This window comes from Nocardioides hwasunensis, from assembly GCF_014779665.1.
Classification (GTDB): Bacteria; Actinomycetota; Actinomycetes; order Propionibacteriales; family Nocardioidaceae; genus Nocardioides; species Nocardioides hwasunensis.
Window position 1 is genome coordinate 429,337 of the sequence record NZ_JACXYY010000002.1, and the last position, 22,109, is coordinate 451,445.

Below are 22,109 nucleotides of genomic sequence, written 5' to 3' on the forward strand. Positions count from 1 at the left end.
GGGCGCCGTGTCAATGGCATTGTCCACTCGTTGAGTCGACTTTGATGTCGGCCGTCGAGTGAGACCTATCCCATAAGCCCACGCGGTGCCGGGCGGGTGACGAGCGTCCTATTGTGCGCTCATGACCGACGTCGCCGGTGGACTGGACGAGCCCGAGGAGCTGCAGCCCGAGGAGGGCTCGCTCCGCCTCGTGGGCGAGGGCGACTCGTACGACGTCGCCGCGTGGGAGGCAGCCACGGCCGCGGTGCTGCGCAAGGCGCGCCGCCTCGGCGAGGACGCCCCTGACGCCGACGTCTGGTCCGCGCTGACCCGCACCACCCTCGACGGCATCGCCGTCGCACCGATCGGCCAGGCCTCCGACCTCGAGGGCCTCACCACCGCCGGCCGGCCCGCCCGTGCAGGCGCCTGGGACGTGCGTACGTCGCTGGTCGGCGACGACGCGGCCGCGGTCAACGAGGCGGCGCTGGTCGACCTCGACAACGGCGCCACCTCGCTCCACCTCGACCTCGCCCACGGCACCGACCTGGCCGCGGCGCTGCGAGGTGTGCTGCTCGACCTGGCCCCGGTCACCCTGGAGCGGCCCGACGCCACACAGTCCGAGGCCCTGGCCCGGCTGCTCGAGGAGACGCCCGGCGACCCCCACCCCGGCAGCAACCTCTCGGCCGACCCGGCGACGGCCCTGGCCCTCGGCGACGGCGTGGACGACGGCAGCACCCTCGTCGAGGGGTTCGTCGCGACCGTGCGGCGCGCGCAGGCGCTCGGCGTGCTCGGTGCCGTCGTGGACGGCACCGCCCTGCACGACCTCGGTGCGAGCGACGCGCAGGAGCTGGGCTGGACGATGGCCGTCGGCGTGCACTACCTGCGCCTGTTGACCGAGGCCGGACTCCCGGTCGACGAAGCCGCCGGACTGATCGAGTTCCGCTATGCCGCGAGCGACGAGCAGTTCCCCACGATCGCCAAGCTGCGCGCCGCCCGCCGGCTGTGGGCGCGGGTGCTCGAGGCGTCCGACTGCTCCGACGTCCCGCAGCGCCAGCACGTCGTGACCAGCCGCGCGATGATGGGCAAGGTCGATCCCTGGGTCAACATGCTGCGCGGCACCGTCGCAGCCTTCGCCGCCGGCGTGGGTGGCGCCGACGCGATCACCGTCGTGCCGTTCGACGAGCGTCTCGGCCAGCCCGACGCGCTGGGTCGACGGATCGCCCGCAACACCTCCTCCCTGCTGATCGAGGAGTCGCACGTCGCCGCGGTCACCGACCCGGCCGGCGGCTCCTACGCAGTCGAGAGGCTCACCGATGACCTCGCCGTCGCCGGCTGGGCCGAGCTCGGCCGGATCGAGTCCGACGGTGGCGTCGGCCAGCAGGCCGCGGCGGGCGTGAAGGAGCGGGTGTCCGCTGTCCGGGCCGAGCGCGAGGCCGGGATCGCCGACCGCTCACGCCCGCTGACGGGCATCTCGGAGTTCCCGAACCTCGCCGAGACCCTGCCCGAGCGCGAGCCGTGGAGCCGTGCGGGCGTGCACTACGGCCAGGCCTACGAGGACATGCGCGCGGCACCCGCGGTGCAGCCGGTCTTCCTCGCCACGATGGGCACGGTGGCGGCCCACACGGCCCGCGCCACCTTCGCCACCAACCTCCTCGCCGCCGGCGGTGTCGCCGTCGAGGCGGCGGGCGCCACCTCCGACGTCGCGTCGGTGACGACGGCCTACGCGGGCCAGCCCGTCGTGTGCCTCGCCGGCACCGACGCGGCCTACGCCGAGTGGGGCGCCGACCTGGTCGCCGCGCTGCGGGCGGCAGGCGCGGCGTACGTGGTGCTGGCGGGCAAGCCGGGGGAGCGGACCGTGACAGAGGTCGACGACTCGTGCGCCATGGGAGTCGATGCGCTCGGCTTCCTCGGCCGGATCCGAGAGGAGCTCGCGAAGTGAGCATCCCGAAGAACTTCGCCGAGGTGGGCCTCGGCTTCGACACGCCTCGTTCCTCGGCGGCTCGACCGGCGGCCCAGTCCGAGCCGTGGGCGAGCCCGGAGGGGATCGACATCCTCCCGGTCTACGGACCCGAGCACCTCGCGGGCCTCGACGGCCTCGACACCTGGCCGGGCATCGCGCCGTTCCTGCGCGGGCCCTACCCGACGATGTACACGACCCAGCCGTGGACGATCCGGCAGTACGCCGGCTTCTCCACCGCGGAGGCGTCCAACGCGTTCTACCGCCGCAACCTCGCGGCCGGCCAGAAAGGGCTGAGCGTCGCCTTCGACCTCGCCACCCACCGCGGCTACGACTCCGACCACCCGCGGGTGCGCGGCGACGTCGGCATGGCCGGCGTGGCGATCGACTCGATCTACGACACCCGCACCCTCTTCGACGGCATCCCGCTCGACGAGATGTCGGTGTCGATGACGATGAACGGCGCGGTGCTGCCGGTGCTCGCGCTCTACATCGCGGCGGCCGAGGAGCAGGGGGTGAAGCCGGAGCAGCTCGCGGGGACCATCCAGAACGACATCCTCAAGGAGTTCATGGTCCGCAACACCTACATCTACCCGCCGTCGCCGAGCATGCGGATCATCAGCGACATCTTCGCCTACACCTCGCAGAAGATGCCCCGCTTCAACTCGATCTCGATCTCCGGCTACCACATCCAGGAGGCCGGTGCGACGGCCGACCTCGAGCTGGCGTACACGCTGGCCGACGGCGTGGAGTACATCCGCGCGGGCCTCGAGACCGGGATGACCATCGACCAGTTCGCGCCGCGGCTGTCGTTCTTCTGGGCCATCGGGATGAACTTCTTCATGGAGGTCGCCAAGATGCGCGCGGCCCGGGCGCTGTGGGCGCGGCTCGTCGATGACTTCGACCCGCAGAACCCCAAGTCGCGCTCGCTGCGCACGCACAGCCAGACCTCGGGCTGGTCGCTCACCGCGCAGGACGTCTTCAACAACGTCGGGCGCACCTGCATCGAGGCGATGGCGTCCACGCAGGGCCACACGCAGTCGCTGCACACGAACGCCCTCGACGAGGCCATCGCGCTGCCGACCGACTTCTCCGCGCGCATCGCCCGCAACACCCAGCTGCTGCTGCAGCAGGAGTCGGGCACCACCGAGATCATCGACCCGTGGGCCGGCTCCTACTACGTGGAGAAGCTCACCCACGACCTCGCCGAGCGCGCGTGGGCGCACATCCAGGAGGCCGAGCGCGCCGGTGGCATGGCCGCGGCGATCGAGCAGGGCATCCCGAAGATGCGCATCGAGGAGGCGGCCGCCCGCACCCAGGCGCGGATCGACTCCGGCAGCCAGAAGGTCATCGGCGTCAACACCTTCCGCCTCGCCGCCGAGGACAAGCTCGACGTGCTCCGCGTGGACAACGACGACGTCTACCGCCAGCAGGTCGCCAAGCTCGAGCGGCTGCGCGCCGAGCGCGACGACGACGACGTACGCCGGGCGCTGGAGGCGCTGACCAACAGCGCCGAGCGCGGCCCGGTCGGCGGCGGCTCCCTCGACGGCAACCTCCTCGCGCTGGCCGTCGACGCGGCCCGCGCGAAGGCCACGGTCGGGGAGATCTCCGACGCGCTGGAGAAGGTCTACGGCCGCCACCAGGCGGTCATCCGTACGATCAGCGGCGTGTACCGCGACGAGGCAGGCGCCGCCGAGGGCAGTGCCGTTGCTGCCGTGCTCGCCGCGACCGAGGAGTTCGAGGCCGAGGAGGGTCGCCGCCCGCGCATCCTCGTCGCCAAGATGGGCCAGGACGGCCACGACCGCGGTCAGAAGGTCGTGGTCACGGCGTTCGCCGACCTCGGCTTCGACGTCGACGTGGGGCCGCTCTTCTCGACGCCCGAGGAGGTCGCCCAGCAGGCGATCGACGCCGACGTGCACATCGTCGGGGTGTCCTCGCTCGCGGCCGGGCACCTGACCCTGCTGCCCGCGCTCAAGCAGGCGCTGGCCGACCAGGGCCGGCCCGACATCATGATCGTCATCGGCGGCGTGATCCCGCCCGACGACGTGCCCACGCTCAAGGAGATGGGTGCCGCGGCGGTCTTCCTGCCCGGCACCGTGATCGCGGAGTCCGCGCTCGACCTGCTGGCGCGGCTGCGCTCGGAGTGACCGCCTGATGGCCCGGCCCTCCCGAGTGGTCGACGTCGCGGCGCTGGTCGAGGGCGTCCGCTCCGGCCGGCGTGCCGACGTCGCGCGCGCCATCACGCTGGTCGAGTCCTCCCGCGCCGAGCACCGGGCGGCCGCGCGCGAGCTGCTGACCTCGCTCGCCGACGTGCCGGTCGAGCAGCGAGCGCCGGCGAGCGTGTCGAGACCCGCGTCGCGGCCCGGCCTCGCCACCCGGGTCGGCATCTCCGGCGTGCCCGGCGTCGGCAAGTCCACCTTCATCGAGTCCCTCGGCACCCGCCTGACCGCGGCCGGCCACCGGGTCGGCGTGCTCGCCGTGGACCCGTCGTCGGTGCGCACCGGTGGCTCGGTGCTCGGAGACAAGACCCGCATGGCCGCGCTGTCGGTCGACCCGAACGCCTTCATCCGGCCCTCGCCGGCGGCCGGCACGCTCGGTGGCGTCGCCCGCGCGACCACGCAGGCGATGCTGGTGCTGGAGGCGGCGGGCTACGACGTCGTGCTGGTCGAGACGGTCGGCGTCGGGCAGTCGGAGGTGACGGTGGCCGGGATGGTCGACACGTTCCTCTTCCTCACCATTGCCCGCACCGGCGACCAGCTCCAGGGCATCAAGAAGGGCATCCTCGAGATCGCCGACGTGGTCGCGGTCAACAAGGCCGACGCGCAGGGAGGCGACCACGAGTCCGAGGCCCGGGTGGCCGCGCGCGAGCTCGCCGGGGCGTTGCGACTGGTGCGCGGGCACGCGGAGTGGGCGCCGCCGGTCGTGACCTGCTCGGGGCTGACCGGGGTCGGCGTCGACGACGTCTGGGACCGCGTCGGACAGCACCGCGAGCACCTCGGCGTCGACGGGCTCGCGCACAAGCGCGCCGCGCAGCAGCTCGAGTTCACCTGGGCACTGGTCCGGGACGAGCTCGACGAGCGGCTGCGCTCCTCCACCGGCGTCGCGGCGGTGCGTGACGACGTACGGCGTGCCGTGCTCGCCGGAGACCTGCCGGCCCCACTGGCCGCGGACCGGATCCTCGCCGCCTACGACGGTGACGCGAACTAGACTGGGCAGGTCATGCCTTCCCAACCAGCATCAGCTGCCACCGCCGTCATCGCCGAGGTCGTCGACAAGCACGCCGACGACCTCGTTGCGTTGCGGCGTGATCTCCACGCCCACCCCGAGCTGAGCTGGAAGGAGGACCGCACCTCCGAGGCGGTCGAGTCCGCCCTCGCCGGCTCCGGCTGGCGGGTCACCCGACCCGAGGGCGGGGGAGTGCTGGCCGACATCGGCGCCGACGGCCCGCTCGTCGCGCTGCGCGCGGACCTCGACGCGCTCCCGGTCGACGACCTCACCTCTGACCCGTGGAAGAGCACCCAGCCCGGTGTCGCCCACGCGTGCGGACACGACGTGCACACCGCCGGGCTCGTCGGCGCCGGGCTGGCGCTCGCGGAGGTCGCGGCCCGCGGCCTGCTGCCCGGACGGGTGCGACTGATGTTCCAGCCCGCCGAGGAGGTCATGCCCGGCGGTGCGCTGCACCTCATCTCGGAGGGCGCGCTCGACGGCGTCTCCCACGTCTTCGGCCTGCACTGCGACCCCAGCCTCGACGTCGGTCAGATCGGGCTGCGCGAGGGGCCGCTCACCGGTGCCGCCGACGCGCTGACCATCCGGCTGTCCGGCCAGGGCGGGCACACCTCGCGCCCGCACCTGACCGAGGACCTCACCTTCGCGCTCGGCAAGGTCATCACCGAGCTGCCCGCGATCCTCAGCCGCCGCCTCGACCCGCGCGCCGGCGTGAGCGTCGTGTGGGGCATGGTCCGCGCCGGCTCGACGCACAACGTGATCCCGCACGGCGGCGTCGTCGCCGGCACCGTCCGGATGCTCGACGCGGTCGCCTGGAGCGAGGCCGAGCACCTGATCCGCCAGCTGATCACCACCATCATCGCGCCCTACGGCGTCGCCGCCGAGGTGACCTACCAGCGCGGTGTCCCGCCGGTGGTCAACCACCCGGTCTCGACGGAGCTGCTCGGCTCGGCGCTCGACACGGTCCTCGGCCCGCAGGGCCACGTCACCACCGCGCAGAGCCTGGGCGGTGAGGACTTCGGCTGGTACCTCGACTCGGTCCCCGGCGCCATGGCCCGCCTCGGCACCCGCACCCCCGGTGGACCGACCTACGACCTGCACCAGGGCAACCTCCGCGTCGACGAGGCAGCCACCTGCCTCGCCTCGCGCGTCCTCGCCGAGGCCGCGGTCGGCGCGCTCAGCTCCTGAGCCTGTCGTGCCCTGTTCGATGCTCACCGGGTGGAGCTGGCCGGTGGCATCGATCTCCGCGACCGTGGCGATCGTCGCGCCAACCTGCCCTACGTCGTCTTCGCGCCGCGCCGACGTCGAGGGCCGCCCGCGAAGCGGTCGGGCTCGCCACGAGCTGGGCTCTGGGTCACCTTCCGGTCGACGCCGTCGTGGCCGTGATCGATGTGGACAACCAGCCCTCGCGGGCCACGGTCGAGAAGGCCGGCTTCGTGTGCGAGGGCCTGGCCGAGCGGTGGGAGTACGACGAGTCCGGGCCGTCGTTGAGGTACGTGTATACGCGGTCGTAGCGACCCCGGCGGTGAGGGGCGTCGCTATCAAAGGCTGTCGTCATCATGTTCGAAAACAACTGTCCGCATGGTGGATCAACGTTCGATAAGTGGGGGTCGCTGTCAGTGGTCCCTGCTGGAATGGGGTGATGACGACGCAGCTGATGGGGCCGGAGCTGCCGGTGTTCGAGGGGATCCTCGAGCAGCCCGACGCGTCGTCCATCGCGCTGCTCGCCCGCGTCGTGGGGGAGTCCCGCACCGGGCTCGCGCTGGGCGTGCCGCTGGCCGACGCCGAGCGGGTCGAGCGCCTCTCGGCGCTGGAGGACCTCAAGTCCGCGGCGGCCGCAGCGCAGGCCCTGCTGGCCGCCGAGCTCGACGAGTCGCGCCGGATGGTGGAGCAGGCGCAGGGAGTCCCCGTCCCGGAGCAGGGGCGAGGTGTGGCCCACGAGGTGGCACTCGCACGCCGTGAGTCGCCGCACGCAGGTGGCAGGCTGCTCGGGCTTGGCAAGGCGCTCGTGCGGGAGATGCCGCACACGCTCGACGCGCTTCGCTCCGGTGCCGTCTCCGAGTGGCGGGCGACCCTGCTCGTCCGCGAGACCGCGTGCCTGTCCCGCGAGGACCGCTCCGCCGTCGACGACGAGCTGGCCGGCACTCCCGAGGCGGCCGCCGAGCTGGGTCGGATGGGCACGCGCGCGATCGTCGCCGCAGCGCGCCGTGTCGCCTACCGCCTCGACCCGCAGGCGGTCGTCGACCGGACCGCCCGCGCCGCCGACGACCGCTACGTCTCGCTCCGCCCTGCGCCCGACTGCATGGCGCAGCTGACCGCCCTGCTCCCGGTCGCGCAGGGTGTGGCTGCCTATGCCGCGCTGAAGGCCGAGGCCGACTCCGCCCAGGCGAGCGGTGACCCGCGTACGCGCGGCCAGGTGATGGCGGACGCCCTCGTCACCGGGATCACCGGGCAGGAGCGCGCCGACGCGGTCCCCGTCTGCGTCAACCTGGTGATGGACGCCGACGCGCTTCTCGGGTCGGGCACCGGCACGGCCGAGGTCTCCGCGCCGGGCGCCGGCTCGGTCGGCCCGATCCCCGCCGCCATCGCCGCGGGCATCCTCAGCGCGGCGCCCGACCACGGTCGCTGGATCCGCCGCCTCTTCACCCGCCCGGCCACCGGCCAGCTCGTGGCCACCGAGTCCCGCCAGCGCGCCTTTCCCGCCGGGATCGCCCAGCTCATCACCCTGGTGCACCCCACCTGCCGTACGCCGTGGTGCGACGCACCGGCCATCCAGGCCGACCACGTCCGTGATCTCGCCAAGGGCGGCGCAACGGCCCTCCACAACGTCCAGGGCCTCTGTCAGGCCTGCAACCTCGCCAAGTCGTTGCCTGGTTGGCGAGCCTCTCCGATCGGCAACGGCACCGGGCCACCTGTGGCGGTGGCGACCACCACGCCCACCGGGCACGTATACACCTCGGGGAGTGAGCCGTAGGGCGAGGCGTAGCCCAGCCGACTCTATCGGTGACCATCGCAACATCCGCTCATGCCGATGTCAGGGCGTTAGTCCGTCGTCAAACTGTGCGATCGCCTCCTGGGCGTCGGCTCACCCGGACCTGCGTAGTCGAGAGCGAGCGGCGTGTATCGACACACGGTGAGGAATTCGCCAGAGCCAGACCATGTGGTCACATCGCCCCTGATCACCTTCGTGGAGACCTGGCTGCGACGGCGATGCGCCTGCGCCTCAACCGCTAATCTGATGCCGCGGATGCCTGGGCTCCGCAAAGCGGAGCGAGACAAGGGGTGACGCTGTCCATGCTGCGGTTCCACCCCGCGGATCTGGCGTCCGCTGCAGAGTCGGTCGGGCAGGTGGCTTGGCGGTGTTGGTGGGTGTTCCTCGCGCTGGGAGCGTTGCTGATGGCGCGGGAGGCGAATCTCGGTGACGGTCTGGACATGGTGACCTGCGTCCAGGGGAGGTCCGGATGCGCCGTCGACGAGTGGGCCGCCGTCAGCTTGGCACCAACACTGGCGGCTGTGGCCGTCGCAGCCCTTGTCCTGGGCTCGCTGGCTCGCCTCGTCGAGCACTGGATCGTGTTGGTCTCCCATGTCGTCTCTGGGATCGCCGTTGGCGTCAGCGGGGGACTGATGCTGCTGTTGGTGGCCTGGGACGATCAACGTTGTCGGGCTTCGATCGTGTGTTCCTCCGGGCAGAAGCTCCCGGACTCGTTCTACGTCTGGCGGTACCTCGGGGACGGTGAGGTCGCTTTCGGCGCGGAGTGGCTCGCCTGGGGCCTCGCCGGCGGCGCGATGGCGACCGCAGTCATCGCCGTGCGGTTCTGGTGCGCCCGGACATGACGTCCGGGAACGGCCGGCCGTGTCGAGCACCCATGGGCCGATCGGAGCGGAGCTCACCGAACATCCGGATCTGGCTCCCCTCTGTGTCAAGGAGTGGCTGGGGCGAGGGTCTTCCTGCCTAGGGGTGGTCGGCGTAGCGTCGGTTGCGCGGGTCCGGGAAGTGGCTGATCCGAAGTGTCGATGAGCGGGTGTGAGTCGGCCGCGCTGGATTGAAGTGTCGCCCCGCAGTGCCCTCCCGGATCCGCTTCATCAGGCTGAGCAGGCTGGGCGTCGGCGACGAGTTGGCGGTAGACGACGTCGGAGAGGCGTCGTTTGAGGCATCGCAGTGCTTCCAGTGGTGTCTTCCCGGCGGCGAGCTTGCGTCGGTAGTAGGTCCGGCCTTCGGTGTCGTGGCGGATCTGCACGATCGCCGCGACGTGCAGGACGTGGTTCATCCGTCGGTTCCCGGCCCGGGACAGGCGGTGGCGGGTCTGCTCGCCGGACGAGGCGTCGATGGGTGCGGTGCCGGTCCAGGACGCGAACCGGTTGCGGTCGGCGAACCGGGCCACGTCACCGACATCAGCCAGCACCCGTGCAGCGCCGGCTGGGCCGATGCCGTAGATGTCCATCAGGTGCGAGCCGTGCTCGAGCACCGCGGCCTTCAGTTCGGCCTTGATGCGCTTGAGCTTGGCGTCGACTGCGACCAGGTCGGCGATCTCCTCGGCGGCCATGCGACGGCGGGTCTTGCCGGCGATGTCGCGGGGGCGCACGGTGGCGAGCATTGCCTTGGCCTGGGCGGCTGACAGGTCGCGTTTGCGTTGGCCGGGCAGGAGTTCGCTGAGCAGGCGCTGCACCCGGTTGACGGTTTGTACTCGTTGGTGGGCGAGCTCGTCGCGGCGATCGGTGAGCATCCGCAGTGCTTCGAGCTCGCCGTCCTCGACCAGCACCCGCAGCCCGTCGGTGCGGACCGCGACCACGGCGATCGAGTGTGCGTCGAGGGCGTCGGTCTTGCGGTTGTGGCCGGTGTCGAAGAGCCGCACCCGGGCAGCGAGCTTGGCCGGGACATCGACCACGTGTTCGCCGGCGGCGAGAAGTCTTTGGGCCAGCGGGCGTCCGGCGCCGTTGGCTCCCTCGACCGCCCAGAGCCGGTCCGGCCACTGCCTCACATAACGCCGCATCGCGGCATACCCGGCATTCGTCGTGTCGAACCGGCCGCCACCGAGAAGCCGTTCGTGGGTGTCAACGACCTCGATCGTCACCGACATCTTGTGTGGATCAACACCAATGATGGCGCTCTTCTGCTTGCTCATCTGCTCACCTCGTCTGCGCTCGAGTTCCAGCTGGGAAGGCGAGGTGGGCAGTGCTACTACGAGCTGGGCAGACCCCTCTTGAGCCACGCCTCGTCACGATGACCGGCGGCTCGCAGTCCAGATGAGAGCCACACCCAAGTACGGGTGGGCAGCCGCAATGAGAGCGTCCCGCCGGTCACCTGGATCAGAGTCTGGCCAGACCCCGATCCTGCGGGAAGTCTCCTAGTAGCCGCAATGGATGCGGCGTTCCGCCGCACATGGCTGCCGACTACGGCGCATCCCGCAAGGCCGAAGAGGAACAGAAGTAGGAGAGTCTCGAGGCCCGGCGCCTCCAGACGCTCATGGGGCGTGCTGCTGGACGATGTTGAGCACGTTGCCATCGGGCGCGCGGACGAAGAATCGAGTCACCCCCCAGGCTTCGGTCGTGAGGGGATGCACGATCTCGTAGCCGCGCTCCTGGGCTTGGCGGTAGGCGGCTTCGACGTCGTCGACCATGACCGAGACCACGGGGTCCACGGGTGCGGTGGCATCGCTCGTCATCACCTGGAGCGTCGCCTTGGACACCGGCGAGGTGTGGCGGGCCACCCAACCCAGGTTGAGCTCTTCGTCGGCTAGTCCGAGGTAGTCGCTGTAGAAGCTCCTGGAGGCGGGGAGGTCGGGGACGTGGAGGTCGGCGATGATCTGCGTGACGCGGATGCGGGACGGATCGGCGCTCTCCGCCTGCTCGGCACCCAGGAGGTGGATCCAGCGCGGGTCCTGCTGGCCGGAGCGGCGCTCGAGCTCGCGCACCAGCGGTTGCGGGCGGCTGGCCATCCGCCGCAGGCAGTCCTCGACCTCTCCCCGGTCGGCGAACCCGTGCAACCGTTGAGTGCGGGTGCGAAGCTCGCCCGGCGCCTGGGCGCCGCGGAGCAGCAGCACCGTGAGCAACGCGCGCTCGTCGGGCTCGAGAGCGAGACGCTCGTCGAGGATCTGGTGGTACTTCAGTGTCCGGCGCCCGGTGTCGGACCACACGATCCTCAGCAGCCCGCGCTCCTTGAGCGACTTCGCGGTCTGTTCGACGACCTGCTGCTCGAGGTCGGTGACGGGGTCGCGGCTGCTCGACTGGTTGCACGCCGACACCAGTGCGTTCGCGGAGAGGGGATAGGTGGCGGGCACGGTCGTCTGCTTCTCCAGCAGGCTGCCGAGGATGCGCTGCTCAGTGGCATCGAGGACGGGAAGCTCTGTCACATGACGACCCTATTGCTGTCTGTACGGCACCCCGTCGGCGGCGGGCGGCCGCGACCTGCCCACCAGCCCCGCCACGGCGAAGATGGTGACGAGGTAGGGGAGCATCAGCATGAACTGGCTCGGCACGGGGGAGCCGATGGCGGAGAGCACGCCCTGGAGGTTCGTCGCGAAGCCGAAGAGCAGCGCGGCGAGGGTGGCTCGGATCGGGTCCCACTTGCCGAAGATGACCGCGGCCAGCGCGATGTAGCCGGCGCCGCCGGTCATCTCGCGGTTGAACTGCGACACCGACACCAGGCTGTAGTAGGCGCCACCCATGCCGGCGATCGCACCGGCGAGCAGGATCGTGCGGTAGCGCGTGCGGTTGACCTTGATGCCGACGGTGTCGGCGGCCTTCGGGTGCTCGCCGACCGCGCGGACGCGCAGGCCCCAGCGGGTGCGGTAGAGGGCGTACGCCACGACCACGACCACGATGTAGAGCAGGTAGACCAGCGGTGTCTGGCGGAACAGGATCGGGCCGATCAGCGGGATGTCGCCCAGGATCGGGATCGGCAGCCGCTGGAAGCGGTCGGGGGAGTTGAGCGTGTCCGCGTTGGGGGTCAGGACCTGGCGGAACAGGAAGTTGGTCAGGCCCAGCACCAGCACGTTGAGCACGACGCCGACGATGACCTGGTCGACGAAGTAGGTGATCGCGAAGAGGCCGAGGACCAGCGCGACCAGCGCGCCGGCCACAGCCGCGGCGATCAGGCCGGCCCACGGCGAGCCGGTGGTGGAGGCGGCGATCGCGGCGGCGAAGGCACCGAGGAGCAGCTGGCCCTCGATGGCGATGTTGACGACGCCGGCGCGCTCACCGAGCACGCCACCCAGCGCACCGAAGACCAGCGGCACGGCGAGCGCCACCGCACCGCCCAGCAGGCTGACCACCAGGATCCTGCTGTCGGCCGCGGCCCAGCTGAGGAAGCCCGACATCCAGGCGATGGCGAAGGCGATCGGGATCCAGATCGGCTGGCGCAGGTGCGCGAGCATGCGGCGTACGGACTCGCCGGTGAGCGCGAGGCTGATGACCACCATCACCCACGCTGTGGGCCCGGAGGGCACGACGATGTCGGGCAGCTGCACGAAGTCGCTGTCGACCGCGAGCTGGAACCTGGTCTTGCCCGAGTGGCCCGAGCGGAGCAGCACGATGGCCAGCGCGATCGTGAGGACGCCGAGGATGATCGGCAGCTTGCGGGTGCCGGCCGACCTGGTCGGGGTCACCACAGTGTCGGGCGCGAGGCCTCCGCTGTCGGGAGTGGGCTGTTCGATCGCGGTGCTCACTTGGCCTCCTGGGCGGGGAGCCGGAAGATCGCGCGGACCAGGGGCGGTGCGGCGAGGAAGAGGACGATCAGCGACTGGACGACGAGCACCAGGTCGACGGAGATGTTCTCCGAGGCCTGCATGGTGAAGCCGCCCGCCTTGAACGCACCGAAGAGCAGGCCGGCCGCCAGGATGCCGAGCGGCCGGGAGCGGCCGAGCAGGGCGACGGTGATGGCGTCGAAGCCGATCGAGGCGTCGAGGTCGAGCGAGACGCCGCTGGAGACGGTGCCGAGCACCTGGTTGACGCCGGCCAGGCCGAGCAGCGCCCCGGCGATCATCATCACGACGGTGTAAGTCCGCCCGACGTTGATGCCCGACGCGCGGGCGGCGTGCGGGTTCTCGCCGACGGCCCGGATCCGGTAGCCGAGGGTCGAGCGGTTGATCAGCCACCACACCACGGCGACGGCGATCAGGGCCAGCACGAAGCCGAAGTGGAGGTTGAACGTGTCGCCCAGCACCTTGGGGAGGATCGCGGTGTCGTGCATCGGCGGCGACTTCGGGTTGACCGACCCCGGCGTCTTGAGCAGCCACTCCTTGGTGAGGGCGTAGAAGAGCAGGTAGTAGCCGACGTAGTTGAGCATGATCGTGACGATCACCTCGTGTGCGCCGGTGCGGGCCTTGAGCAGTCCGGCGATGCCGCCCCACAGCGCGCCGAACAGCATGCCGACCAGGATCGCGAGCGGCAGGTGGATCACCATCGGCAGGTCGAGCTGGAAGCCGATCCAGCCCGCCGCTCCTCCGGCGATGAGCATCTGGCCGCGACCGCCGATGTTGAACAGCGCGGCCCGGAACGCCAGACCGACGCCGAGGCCGCCGAGGATCAGCGGGCCGGCGAACTTCAGCGTCTCCGTCAGCGGCCGCCACTGTTGTGCGGGGTTGTCGAGGATGTAGTTGAAGATCGCGCCGCGGAACATCGCGCTGTAGGCACCCGAGATGGCCTCCCACAGCGCGGTGAAGAAGTCGGACGGACGGGCGGTGATGTAGCTCGCCGTCTGGCGCACCGTCTCGTCGGTGGCCGCGATCATCACCGAGCCGACGAAGACGGCGAGGAAGACCGCGAGCACGCCCGCCATCGCGTCGCCCGAGGCGATCTCGCGCAGGACGGAGCGGGAGCGGTCCTCCGGGGTGGCGCTGGCGTCCTCGGCGGTGTCGACCTCGGCCGGCTCCGTGGGCTCGGTCGCCACGTCGAAGTCCGACCGGGGCGTCCGGTCAGGCTTCTCCGACTCGGGCGTGGGCTGGTCGTCGTCGCTCATACGGCCACGTCCTTCAGATCGGTGGGGCGTTCGCCGGTCATCATGAGTCCGAGGGTCTCGCGCGGGGTGTCGGCAGGGACGATGCCCACGATCTGGCCGCGGTAGAGCACCATGATCCGGTCGGCCAGGGCGACCACCTCGTCGAGCTCGGTGGAGACCACCAGGACCGGGATGCCGGAGTCGCGGGTGGCGACGACCTGCTTGTGGATGAACTCGATCGAGCCGACGTCGACGCCGCGTGTGGGCTGCGCGGCCACGAGCAGGCGCAGGTCACGCGAGAGCTCACGGGCCACGACGACCTTCTGCTGGTTGCCGCCCGAGAGGTTCGCGGCCAGCGAGTCGATGTCGCGCGCGCGGACGTCGTACTCGGTGAGCTTCTGCTGCGCGAAGGCGCGCAGGGCGCCGATGCGCAGCGCGCCGTTCTTCACGAACGGCGACCTGAAGCTGCGGTTGAGCATGAGGTTCTCGGCGATGGTGAATCCCGGGACCAGGCCGTCGACCTGCCGGTCCTCGGGGATGAAGCCGACGCCGGAGTCGAGGACCTTGCGCACGGACTTGCCGACCAGCTCGATGCCGTCGAGCGTGATGGACCCGCTGGTGTCGTCCTGCAGGCCCATGATGGCCTCGGTGAGCTCGGTCTGACCGTTGCCCTGGACGCCGGCGACCGCGAGCACCTCGCCGGCGCGGATCGTGAAGCTGATGCCGTCGACCTGGGTGTGGCCGGCCGCGTCGACGACGCGGAGGTCCTTGACCACGAAGGCCTCCTCACCCAGCGTCGGGGCCGCCTTCTGGACGACCAGCTCGACCGGGCGACCGACCATCATCGAGGCGAGCTCGGCGTTGCTGGCCTGGGGGTCGGCCTCGCCGACGACCTTGCCGTGGCGGATGACGGTGATGCGGTCGGCGACCTCGCGGACCTCGCGGAGCTTGTGGGTGATGAAGACGATCGCCTTCCCGGCCTCCTTGAGCTGGCGCATGATGTCCATCAGCTCGTCGGTCTCCTGGGGCGTGAGCACCGCGGTCGGCTCGTCGAAGACGAGGAGCTCGGCATCGCGGGAGAGGGCCTTGATGATCTCCACGCGCTGCTGGACGCCGACCGGGAGGTCCTCGACGACGGCCTCGGGCCTCACCGCGAAGCCGAAGCGGTCGGAGATCTCGGTGACGCGGTCGCGAGCCGCGTCGAGGTCCAGGTTGCCGGCGAAGCCGGTGGACTCGTTGCCGAGCATGACGTTCTCGGCGACGGTGAAGACGGGGATGAGCATGAAGTGCTGGTGGACCATGCCGATGCCGGCGGCCATCGCGTCGCCCGGCCCGGTGAAGTGCTGGACCACGCCGTCGAGCTCGATCTCGCCCTCGTCGGCCTTGTAGAGGCCGTAGAGGACGTTCATCAGGGTCGACTTGCCGGCGCCGTTCTCACCGAGCAGGCAGTGGATCTCGCCGGGCTCCACCGTGAGCGAGATGGAGTCGTTGGCCACCACGCTGCCGAAGCGTTTGGTGATGCCTCGCAGGACGAGTCTCATGGCATCGCATCCTAGGGGTCGGAATGTGCGGGTCCGGCCTCGCGGGGCCGCGCTCGGGCGCGGCCGCCGCGGGCGGACGCGCGAGGAACAGTGAGGGAGGCCGACGGGTCCCGTCGGCCTCCCCCAGTGGTGAAGCAGTGGTGAAGCGTGGGTGGTGCTGTGGTGATCAGCCTCCGAGGTAGGAGTTCACCTTGATCGAGCCGTCGATGATGCCGGACTTGATCGTGTCGAGCTCACCGGCGAGGTCGGGGTTGACCTTGTCCTCGAAGTTGTGGAACGGCGCGATGCCGACGCCGTCGTTCTCGAGCGTGCCGATGTAGGGCGAGAAGTCGAAGTCGTCGCCGTCCGCGGACATGATCGCCTCGTAGGTCGAGACCTTCATGTCCTTGAGGATCGAGGTCATGACGTAGTCCTGGGTGGACGGGTCGGTCTCGTAGAGGTCGGCGTCGACGCCCACCATGGCGACGTCCTTGCCGGAGTCCTCGATGGCGGTGATGGCGCCCTGGTAGATCGGGCCGCCGACCGGGAGGATCACGTCGACGTCCTGGTCCAGGATCTGCTTGGCCGTGCTGGTCGCGGCCTCGTTGGCCTCGAAGCCGCCGGTGAAGGAGCCGTCCTTGCCGTCCCAGCCGACGACCTTGACGTCCTTGTCCTTCTCCTTGGCGTAGTACTCCGCGCCCTGCTTGAAGCCGTCCATGAAGATCGTCACGGTCGGGAAGGGCAGGCCGCCGTAGGTGCCGACCTTGCCGGTCTCGGTGTAGTCCGCCGCGGCGTACCCGGCCAGGAACGCGGCCTGGGCGGTGTCGTAGAGGAGGGGCTTGATGTTGGGCTGGTCGGCCTCGCCGTCGAAGGTCTGGCCGTCGTCGCCGCCGTCGGCGGAGTCGTCGATCAGGATGTACTTGATGTCGGGGTTGGCCGCGGCCGACTCCTTGGTGGCCGCCGCGAGGGCGAATCCGACCGTCACGATGACGTTGCAGCCCTGACCGACCAGGCTCTCCAGGTTGGGGCCGTAGTCGTTCTCGCTGTTGGACTCCACGGGGATGAGCTTGACGCCGAGCTCGTCGGCAGCCTGCTCGGCGCCCTCGAAGCTGAGCTGGTTGAACGACTTGTCGTCGAAGCCGCCGGCGTCGGACACGATGCACGGCACGACGTCGCTCGAAGCCTCGCTCCCGCTGCCGCTGCCGCCGTTGGTCTCTTCGTCGGGCGCGTCGCCACAGGCTGCCAGGGTCGCGGCGGTGAGCAGCGCGACCAGGCCGCTCGCGACGACCTTCCTCGTCTTCAACACAAGTGCCTCCAAATTCGTGCACCCCGGGGTGGGGTCAGCGTTCGGGCGTCATGATGCCTGCCACCGCGTCCGTCGTCACGGGGGACAGCACGAACGAGATGCGTTTGAGACCTAAAACCCGAGCAGGTCTTTCGGCGGAACCTGCCGATGACCGTCGAGTCGTGCCATGCGTCATAGTGGCCCGCGTGGAACAGACGGACTGGGACGACCTCAAGGCGGCTGCCGTCGAGGTGATGGCCCGCGCCTACGCGCCGTACTCGAGCTATCCGGTCGGCGCCGCGGCGCTCGTGGACGACGGTCGCGTCGTCGTGGGCTGCAACGTCGAGAACGCGGCCTACGGCGTGGTGCTGTGCGCCGAGTGCGGCCTGGTCTCGCAGCTCCACGCGGGCGGCGGGGGCCGGTTGACGCACTTCGTGTGCGTCAACGGCGCCGAAGAGGTCATCATGCCGTGCGGCCGTTGCCGCCAGCTGCTCTTCGAGCACGGGGGCCGTGACCTGCTGGTCTGGACCGTGTCCGGAGTCAAGCCCATGTCCGAGGTGCTGCCCGACGCCTTCGGGCCCGACGACCTGACCCACGTGACCGACGCCCGCGGTGCGGGTCCCGATGCAGGAGGAGACAACTAGTGGCCGCCCACGACGCCGTCGAGGTCATCCTCGCCAAGCGCGACCAGCACGAGCTCACCGACAGCCAGATCGACTGGGTCATCGACGCCTACACCCGGGGCGAGGTGGCCGACGAGCAGATGTCGGCCCTGGCGATGGCGATCCTGCTCAACGGGATGAACCGCTCCGAGATCTCCCGCTGGACCGCGGCGATGATCGCCTCGGGGGAGCGGATGGACTTCTCCACGCTGTCGCGACCGACCGCCGACAAGCACTCCACCGGCGGCGTGGGCGACAAGATCACCCTGCCCCTCGCGCCGCTCGTCGCCGCCTGCGGCGTCGCGGTGCCCCAGCTCTCCGGGCGCGGCCTCGGTCACACCGGCGGCACCCTCGACAAGCTCGAGTCCATCCCCGGCTGGCGCGCCGCGCTGAGCAACGAGGAGATGTTCACGATCCTCGAGGACGTCGGCGCCGTGATCTGCGCGGCGGGCGACGGCCTGGCCCCGGCCGACAAGAAGCTCTACGCCCTGCGCGACGTCACCGGCACCGTGGAGGCGATCCCCCTGATCGCGAGCTCGATCATGAGCAAGAAGATCGCCGAGGGCACGGGCGCGCTCGTGCTCGACGTCAAGGTCGGCAGCGGGGCCTTCATGAAGGACCTCACGACCGCTCGCGAGCTCGCCGAGACCATGGTCGCGCTCGGGACGGACGCCGGTGTGCGCACCGTCGCGCTGCTCACCGACATGGCCACCCCGCTTGGGCGCACCGCCGGCAACGCGGTCGAGGTCCAGGAGTCGGTCGACGTGCTCGCCGGCGGCGGCCCGACCGACGTGGTGGAGCTGACCCTGGCTCTCGCCCGCGAGATGCTCGCCGGTGCCGGGCGGGGCGACGTCGACCCGGCCGACAAGCTGGCCGACGGATCGGCGATGGACGCCTGGAAGGCGATGATCCGCGCCCAGGGAGGCGACCCCGACGCAGCCTTGCCGCAGGCGAAGGAGTCGCACGTGGTGACCGCACCCACCAGCGGCACCCTGACCCGCCTCGACGCGATGGCGGTCGGCATGGCCGCCTGGCGTCTCGGCGCCGGTCGGGCCCGCAAGGAGGACCCGGTGCAGGCAGGCGCTGGCGTGGTCTGGCACGCCCGACCGGGTGACGCGGTCACGGAGGGCGAGCCCCTCTTCACGCTCCTGACCGACGAGCCGGAGCGGTTCGACCGCGCACTGGCCTCGCTCGAGGGTGGGTACGACATCACGGACGGCGCGGAGTTCACGCCGGGTGACATCGTGCTGGACCGCATCGGCGGCTGATCACCCCACGAAGGCCCGTCCGACGGCGGCGGCCAGCGCCCGGCGCCGTCGCGCGTGCACCTCGGCCGGCTCGTCGGCGTCCGCGGTCAGGGTCAGGGACGCCTGCGCCCAGCTGCCGGCCAGCGCGATGAGCATCGACCACAGGTCCTCGACCTCGATGTCGTCCACGAGCACGCCCGCGGCCTGGGCCTCGTAGAGCTTGGCCAGAGCCGGTCCGTCGTGGTGCGGAGCGGTGAACAGCTGGCCGCTGCGCCGGGTCTCCAGGCGGGTCCAGGTGAGCAGTCGCACCAGCGACTCGTCTGCGAGGTAGGCGTCGTAGAGCCGCGTGGCGTAGCCCGGCAGGTCGTCGACCGTGAGCGGGACGCGACCGAGCATGCTGGAGACCAGCTGCGCCACGGCGGCGTCGTACAGGGCCTCCTTGTTGCCGACGTAGTGGTAGAGCTGCGCCTTGTTGATCCGGGCGTTCGCGGCGATGCGGTCGACCCGCGCGCCGGCGAGGCCGTGGGCGACGAACTCAGCCGTGGCGGCCTCGAGGATCCGCCGTCGGGTGTCGTCCGCCTTGCCCATGGTCGTACTGTAGCCAGAAGAAACCAACCAGTTGGTTAGTTTCCTAGCAGAGGAGATGCCCATGTCCCGCACCACCGGCTACCGCGCCACCACCACGCCCGGTCAGGTCGAGGTCTTCGACTTCGACCGTCGCGCCCTGCGCCCCGACGACGTGGAGCTCCGCATCACGCACTGCGGGGTCTGCCACACCGACCTCCACGCCCTGGGCGGACCGGCCGATCAGCGCGGGGACGCGCCGCTCGTGCCGGGCCACGAGCTCGTCGGTGACGTGGTCGCGATCGGCTCCGACGTGACCCGCTTCGCCGTGGGTGACCCGGTGGCCGTGGGCAACATCGTCGACTCCTGCGGCGAGTGCGCCCGGTGCCGGGCCGGGCAGGAGAACATGTGCGAGGACTTCCCGACCCTCACCTACGGCGGGGTCGACCGGCTCGACGGCACGGTCACGCTGGGCGGGTGGTCGTCGTCGTACGTCGCCCGCGAGGCGTTCGTCTACCACCGTCCGGCCGGCCTCGACCCGGCCGCCGTCGCCCCGCTCATGTGCGCCGGGGTCACCGTGTGGGAGCCGCTGCGCGAGTGGGGCGCCGGGCCGGGCGTGCGGGTCGGGGTCGTCGGCCTGGGCGGGCTGGGTCACCTCGCGGTGAAGCTCGCCGTCGCGCTGGGGGCCGAGGTCACGGCCTTCACCCGCACGGCCGGCAAGGCGGACGACGCGCGGGCCCTGGGCGCCCACCAGGTCGTGGTCTCGACCGACGAGGGGGCGATGGCGGCGGCCGGCTCCAGCCTCGACCTGATCATCGACTGCGCCCCCACGACGCACGACCTCGGGCCCTACCTGCGCACGCTGGCGCTCGACGGCACGCTCGTGGTGGTGGGGGACCTCGGCGAGGCGCGCGTGCAGGCGATGGACCTGCTCCGGGCCCGTCGTCGGCTGGCGTCGTCCGGCAGCGCCGGTCGGGTGCGGACCCAGGAGATGCTCGACTTCTGCGGGGAGCACGGCGTCGTGGCCGACGTGGAGACGCTCCCCTCGGCCCAGGTCGCCAGCGCCCTGGACCGGCTGGCCCGGGGCGACGTCCGCTACCGCTTCACCCTCGACCTCACCGACCTCGAGGTGCGCTGAGCGGCCCTCAGGCCAGCAGCAGCACCACGTGAGCGGCCACGCAGGCCGGCTTGTCGTGGCCCTCGATCTCGACGGTGTGCTCGATGATCAGCTGCTTGCCGGTGGGCAGGTCGCGCACCTCGCCGAACCGCACGTGGGAGCGGAGCCGGCTGCCGACGGGCACCGGGGTGGGGAACCGCACCTTCTCCAGGCCGTAGTTGAGCCGGGCGCCGGGGGTCTCGAAGCCGAAGACCTGGGAGGAGAAGTGGGGGAGCAGGCTCAGGGTCAGGAATCCGTGCGCGATCGTGGATCCGAACGGGCCCTCGCCCGCGCGCTCGACGTCCACGTGGATCCACTGGTGGTCGAGCGTGGCGTCGGCGAACGCGTCGATGCGGGCCTGGTCGATCTCGATCCATTCGCTGGTGCCGATCTCGCTACCGGCGGCGGCCGCGACGTCCTCGAGGGTGGTGAAGGTGCGCATGGCCTCACTTTAGGAGGGACGCCTCGGCGGCTGGTTGGATGTCCACGTGAGCGCTCCCACCCCGACCCGCGACCAGATCCGCCAGGCCCCCAAGGTGCTGCTGCACGACCACCTCGACGGTGGGCTGCGTCCGCAGACGATCGTGGAGCTCGCCGCCGAGATCGGCCACGAGCTCCCCGCCGGTGACGCGGGGTCGCTGGCCCGCTGGTTCACGGAGTCGGCCGACTCGGGCTCGCTGGTGCGCTACCTGGAGACCTTCGACCACACGGTGGCCGTCATGCAGAACGGCCCCGCGATCGCCCGCGTCGCCCGCGAGTGCGTCGAGGACCTGGCCGCAGACGGCGTCGTCTACGCCGAGATCCGCTACGCCCCCGAGCAGCACGTCGAGGGTGGGATGAGCCTCGACGAGGTGGTCGCCGCGGTCCAGGAGGGCTTCGACGCGGGGATGTCGGCGAGCGGCGGCAGGATCGTCGTACGTCAGCTGCTGACCGCGATGCGGCACCAGGCACGCTCGATGGAGATCGCCGAGCTCGCCATCGCCTGGCGCGACCGTGGCGTGGCCGGCTTCGACATCGCGGGCGCGGAGGCGGGCTTCCCACCCACCCGTCACCTCGACGCGTTCGAGTACATGCAGCGCGAGAACGCCCACTTCACCATCCACGCCGGCGAGGCCTTCGGGCTGCCGTCGATCTGGGAGGCCCTCCAGTGGTGCGGCGCCGACCGGCTCGGCCACGGCGTGCGGATCATCGACAACATCACCGTCGCCGACGACGGCTCGGTCGAGCTCGGTCGGCTCGCGTCCTACGTCCGCGACAAGCGGATCCCGCTGGAGATGTGCCCGCGCTCCAACATCCAGACGGGCGCCGCCGAGTCGATCGCCGAGCACCCGATCGGGCTGCTCACCGAGCTGCGGTTCCGGGTCACGGTCAACACCGACAACCGCCTGATGAGCGGCACGTCGATGACCGACGAGATGGTCGGGCTGGTCGAGGCCTTCGACTACTCGCTCGAGGACCTGCGCTGGTTCACCATCAACGCGATGAAGTCGGCCTTCCTGCCCTTCGACGAGCGGTTGGCGATCATCGACGAGGTCGTGAAGCCGGGCTACGCCGCGCTGGTCGCCGCGCGCTGACAGCG

General features: G+C 71.0%; 19 protein-coding genes. 11 read left to right on the forward strand and 8 right to left on the reverse strand.

Annotation, left to right across the window (positions count from 1 at the left end):
* The first annotated feature begins 121 nt into the window (after positions 1 to 121).
* The 7 genes from IEZ25_RS06080 to IEZ25_RS06105 all read left to right on the forward strand — a co-directional run bounded on the left by IEZ25_RS06080 (position 122) and on the right by IEZ25_RS06105 (position 8,995).
* Positions 122 to 1,918: a methylmalonyl-CoA mutase family protein gene (locus IEZ25_RS06080; protein WP_191198501.1), complete on the forward strand. Its 1,797-nt coding sequence runs from the start codon at positions 122 to 124 to the stop codon at positions 1,916 to 1,918.
* On the forward strand, positions 1,855 to 4,083 hold the full coding sequence (gene scpA, locus IEZ25_RS06085) for a methylmalonyl-CoA mutase (RefSeq protein ID WP_449866949.1): 2,229 nt from the start codon (positions 1,855 to 1,857) through the stop codon (positions 4,081 to 4,083). The genes IEZ25_RS06080 and scpA overlap by 64 nt, the downstream gene beginning before the upstream one ends.
* Positions 4,084 to 4,090: 7 nt before the next feature.
* Entirely contained in the window at positions 4,091 to 5,143 is a 1,053-nt protein-coding gene (gene meaB / locus IEZ25_RS06090) for a methylmalonyl Co-A mutase-associated GTPase MeaB (protein ID WP_191198503.1), read from the forward strand.
* A gap of 12 nt (positions 5,144 to 5,155) precedes the next feature.
* Entirely contained in the window at positions 5,156 to 6,349 is a 1,194-nt protein-coding gene (locus IEZ25_RS06095; RefSeq protein ID WP_191198504.1) for an amidohydrolase, read from the forward strand.
* Between the two features lie 2 nt (positions 6,350 to 6,351).
* Positions 6,352 to 6,675 (forward strand): GNAT family N-acetyltransferase, encoded by a 324-nt coding sequence (locus tag IEZ25_RS22440; protein ID WP_397183334.1) that lies wholly within the window; start codon positions 6,352 to 6,354, stop codon positions 6,673 to 6,675.
* A gap of 128 nt (positions 6,676 to 6,803) precedes the next feature.
* Positions 6,804 to 8,135, forward strand: a complete 1,332-nt coding sequence (locus tag IEZ25_RS06100) for an HNH endonuclease (protein ID WP_191198505.1) — start codon at positions 6,804 to 6,806, stop codon at positions 8,133 to 8,135.
* Positions 8,136 to 8,455: 320 nt separating this feature from the next.
* Complete coding sequence (locus IEZ25_RS06105) at positions 8,456 to 8,995, forward strand: hypothetical protein (protein WP_191198506.1); 540 nt, start codon at positions 8,456 to 8,458, stop codon at positions 8,993 to 8,995.
* 86 nt (positions 8,996 to 9,081) lie between these two features.
* On the opposite strand, the gene IEZ25_RS06110 is transcribed toward IEZ25_RS06105, so the two are convergent.
* From IEZ25_RS06110 to IEZ25_RS06140, 6 genes are all read right to left on the reverse strand, one after another.
* Positions 9,082 to 10,284, reverse strand: a complete 1,203-nt coding sequence (locus IEZ25_RS06110; protein ID WP_191198507.1) for an IS110 family RNA-guided transposase — start codon at positions 10,282 to 10,284, stop codon at positions 9,082 to 9,084.
* Positions 10,285 to 10,623: 339 nt separating this feature from the next.
* On the reverse strand, positions 10,624 to 11,511 hold the full coding sequence (locus IEZ25_RS22145) for a DUF480 domain-containing protein (protein WP_318152069.1): 888 nt from the start codon (positions 11,509 to 11,511) through the stop codon (positions 10,624 to 10,626).
* A gap of 9 nt (positions 11,512 to 11,520) precedes the next feature.
* The gene (locus IEZ25_RS06125; RefSeq protein WP_318152070.1) at positions 11,521 to 12,825 is read right to left on the reverse strand and encodes an ABC transporter permease; all 1,305 of its coding nucleotides are present in this window, start codon (positions 12,823 to 12,825) and stop codon (positions 11,521 to 11,523) included.
* Positions 12,822 to 14,117 (reverse strand): ABC transporter permease, encoded by a 1,296-nt coding sequence (locus IEZ25_RS06130; protein WP_191198508.1) that lies wholly within the window; start codon positions 14,115 to 14,117, stop codon positions 12,822 to 12,824. The genes IEZ25_RS06125 and IEZ25_RS06130 overlap by 4 nt, the downstream gene beginning before the upstream one ends.
* A complete protein-coding gene (locus tag IEZ25_RS06135; protein ID WP_191198509.1) occupies positions 14,114 to 15,637 on the reverse strand; it encodes an ABC transporter ATP-binding protein in 1,524 nt (507 codons plus the stop codon). Before IEZ25_RS06135 ends, IEZ25_RS06130 begins: the two co-directional genes overlap by 4 nt.
* Before the next feature lie 166 nt (positions 15,638 to 15,803).
* Positions 15,804 to 16,922, reverse strand: coding sequence for a BMP family lipoprotein (locus IEZ25_RS06140; RefSeq protein WP_191198510.1), 1,119 nt, complete (start codon positions 16,920 to 16,922; stop codon positions 15,804 to 15,806).
* Between the two features lie 185 nt (positions 16,923 to 17,107).
* On the opposite strand from IEZ25_RS06140, the gene IEZ25_RS06145 reads away from it, so the two are divergent.
* Complete coding sequence (locus tag IEZ25_RS06145) at positions 17,108 to 17,545, forward strand: cytidine deaminase (RefSeq protein ID WP_318152071.1); 438 nt, start codon at positions 17,108 to 17,110, stop codon at positions 17,543 to 17,545.
* Entirely contained in the window at positions 17,545 to 18,831 is a 1,287-nt protein-coding gene (locus IEZ25_RS06150) for a thymidine phosphorylase (protein WP_191198511.1), read from the forward strand. Before IEZ25_RS06145 ends, IEZ25_RS06150 begins: the two co-directional genes overlap by 1 nt.
* Here the strand turns inward: IEZ25_RS06150 and IEZ25_RS06155 are convergent, their stop codons facing one another.
* Positions 18,832 to 19,398, reverse strand: a complete 567-nt coding sequence (locus IEZ25_RS06155) for a TetR family transcriptional regulator (RefSeq protein ID WP_191198512.1) — start codon at positions 19,396 to 19,398, stop codon at positions 18,832 to 18,834. It abuts the gene before it with no gap.
* A gap of 61 nt (positions 19,399 to 19,459) precedes the next feature.
* On the opposite strand from IEZ25_RS06155, the gene IEZ25_RS06160 reads away from it, so the two are divergent.
* Positions 19,460 to 20,512 carry an NAD(P)-dependent alcohol dehydrogenase gene (locus tag IEZ25_RS06160; protein ID WP_191198513.1) on the forward strand — a complete coding sequence of 351 codons (1,053 nt, stop codon included), beginning with the start codon at positions 19,460 to 19,462 and terminating at the stop codon, positions 20,510 to 20,512.
* A 7-nt stretch (positions 20,513 to 20,519) separates the two neighbouring features.
* Here IEZ25_RS06160 and IEZ25_RS06165 read toward each other — a convergent pair whose 3' ends face one another.
* A complete protein-coding gene (locus tag IEZ25_RS06165) occupies positions 20,520 to 20,972 on the reverse strand; it encodes a MaoC family dehydratase (protein WP_191198514.1) in 453 nt (150 codons plus the stop codon).
* A gap of 46 nt (positions 20,973 to 21,018) precedes the next feature.
* Between IEZ25_RS06165 and IEZ25_RS06170 the strand changes: the two genes are divergently transcribed.
* Complete coding sequence (locus tag IEZ25_RS06170) at positions 21,019 to 22,104, forward strand: adenosine deaminase (protein WP_191198515.1); 1,086 nt, start codon at positions 21,019 to 21,021, stop codon at positions 22,102 to 22,104.
* Positions 22,105 to 22,109 lie beyond the last annotated feature (5 nt).

Coding starts and splice junctions, on each gene's coding strand:
- IEZ25_RS06080 (WP_191198501.1), top strand. CDS start 122: ATGACCGACGTCGCCGGTGGACTGGACGAGCCCGAGGAGCTGCAGCCC.
- meaB (WP_191198503.1), top strand. CDS start 4,091: ATGGCCCGGCCCTCCCGAGTGGTCGACGTCGCGGCGCTGGTCGAGGGC.
- IEZ25_RS06095 (WP_191198504.1), top strand. CDS start 5,156: ATGCCTTCCCAACCAGCATCAGCTGCCACCGCCGTCATCGCCGAGGTC.
- IEZ25_RS06100 (WP_191198505.1), top strand. CDS start 6,804: ATGACGACGCAGCTGATGGGGCCGGAGCTGCCGGTGTTCGAGGGGATC.
- IEZ25_RS06105 (WP_191198506.1), top strand. CDS start 8,456: ATGCTGCGGTTCCACCCCGCGGATCTGGCGTCCGCTGCAGAGTCGGTC.
- IEZ25_RS06110 (WP_191198507.1), bottom strand. CDS start 10,284: ATGAGCAAGCAGAAGAGCGCCATCATTGGTGTTGATCCACACAAGATG.
- IEZ25_RS06130 (WP_191198508.1), bottom strand. CDS start 14,117: ATGAGCGACGACGACCAGCCCACGCCCGAGTCGGAGAAGCCTGACCGG.
- IEZ25_RS06135 (WP_191198509.1), bottom strand. CDS start 15,637: ATGAGACTCGTCCTGCGAGGCATCACCAAACGCTTCGGCAGCGTGGTG.
- IEZ25_RS06155 (WP_191198512.1), bottom strand. CDS start 19,398: ATGGGCAAGGCGGACGACACCCGACGGCGGATCCTCGAGGCCGCCACG.
- IEZ25_RS06160 (WP_191198513.1), top strand. CDS start 19,460: ATGTCCCGCACCACCGGCTACCGCGCCACCACCACGCCCGGTCAGGTC.
- IEZ25_RS06165 (WP_191198514.1), bottom strand. CDS start 20,972: ATGCGCACCTTCACCACCCTCGAGGACGTCGCGGCCGCCGCCGGTAGC.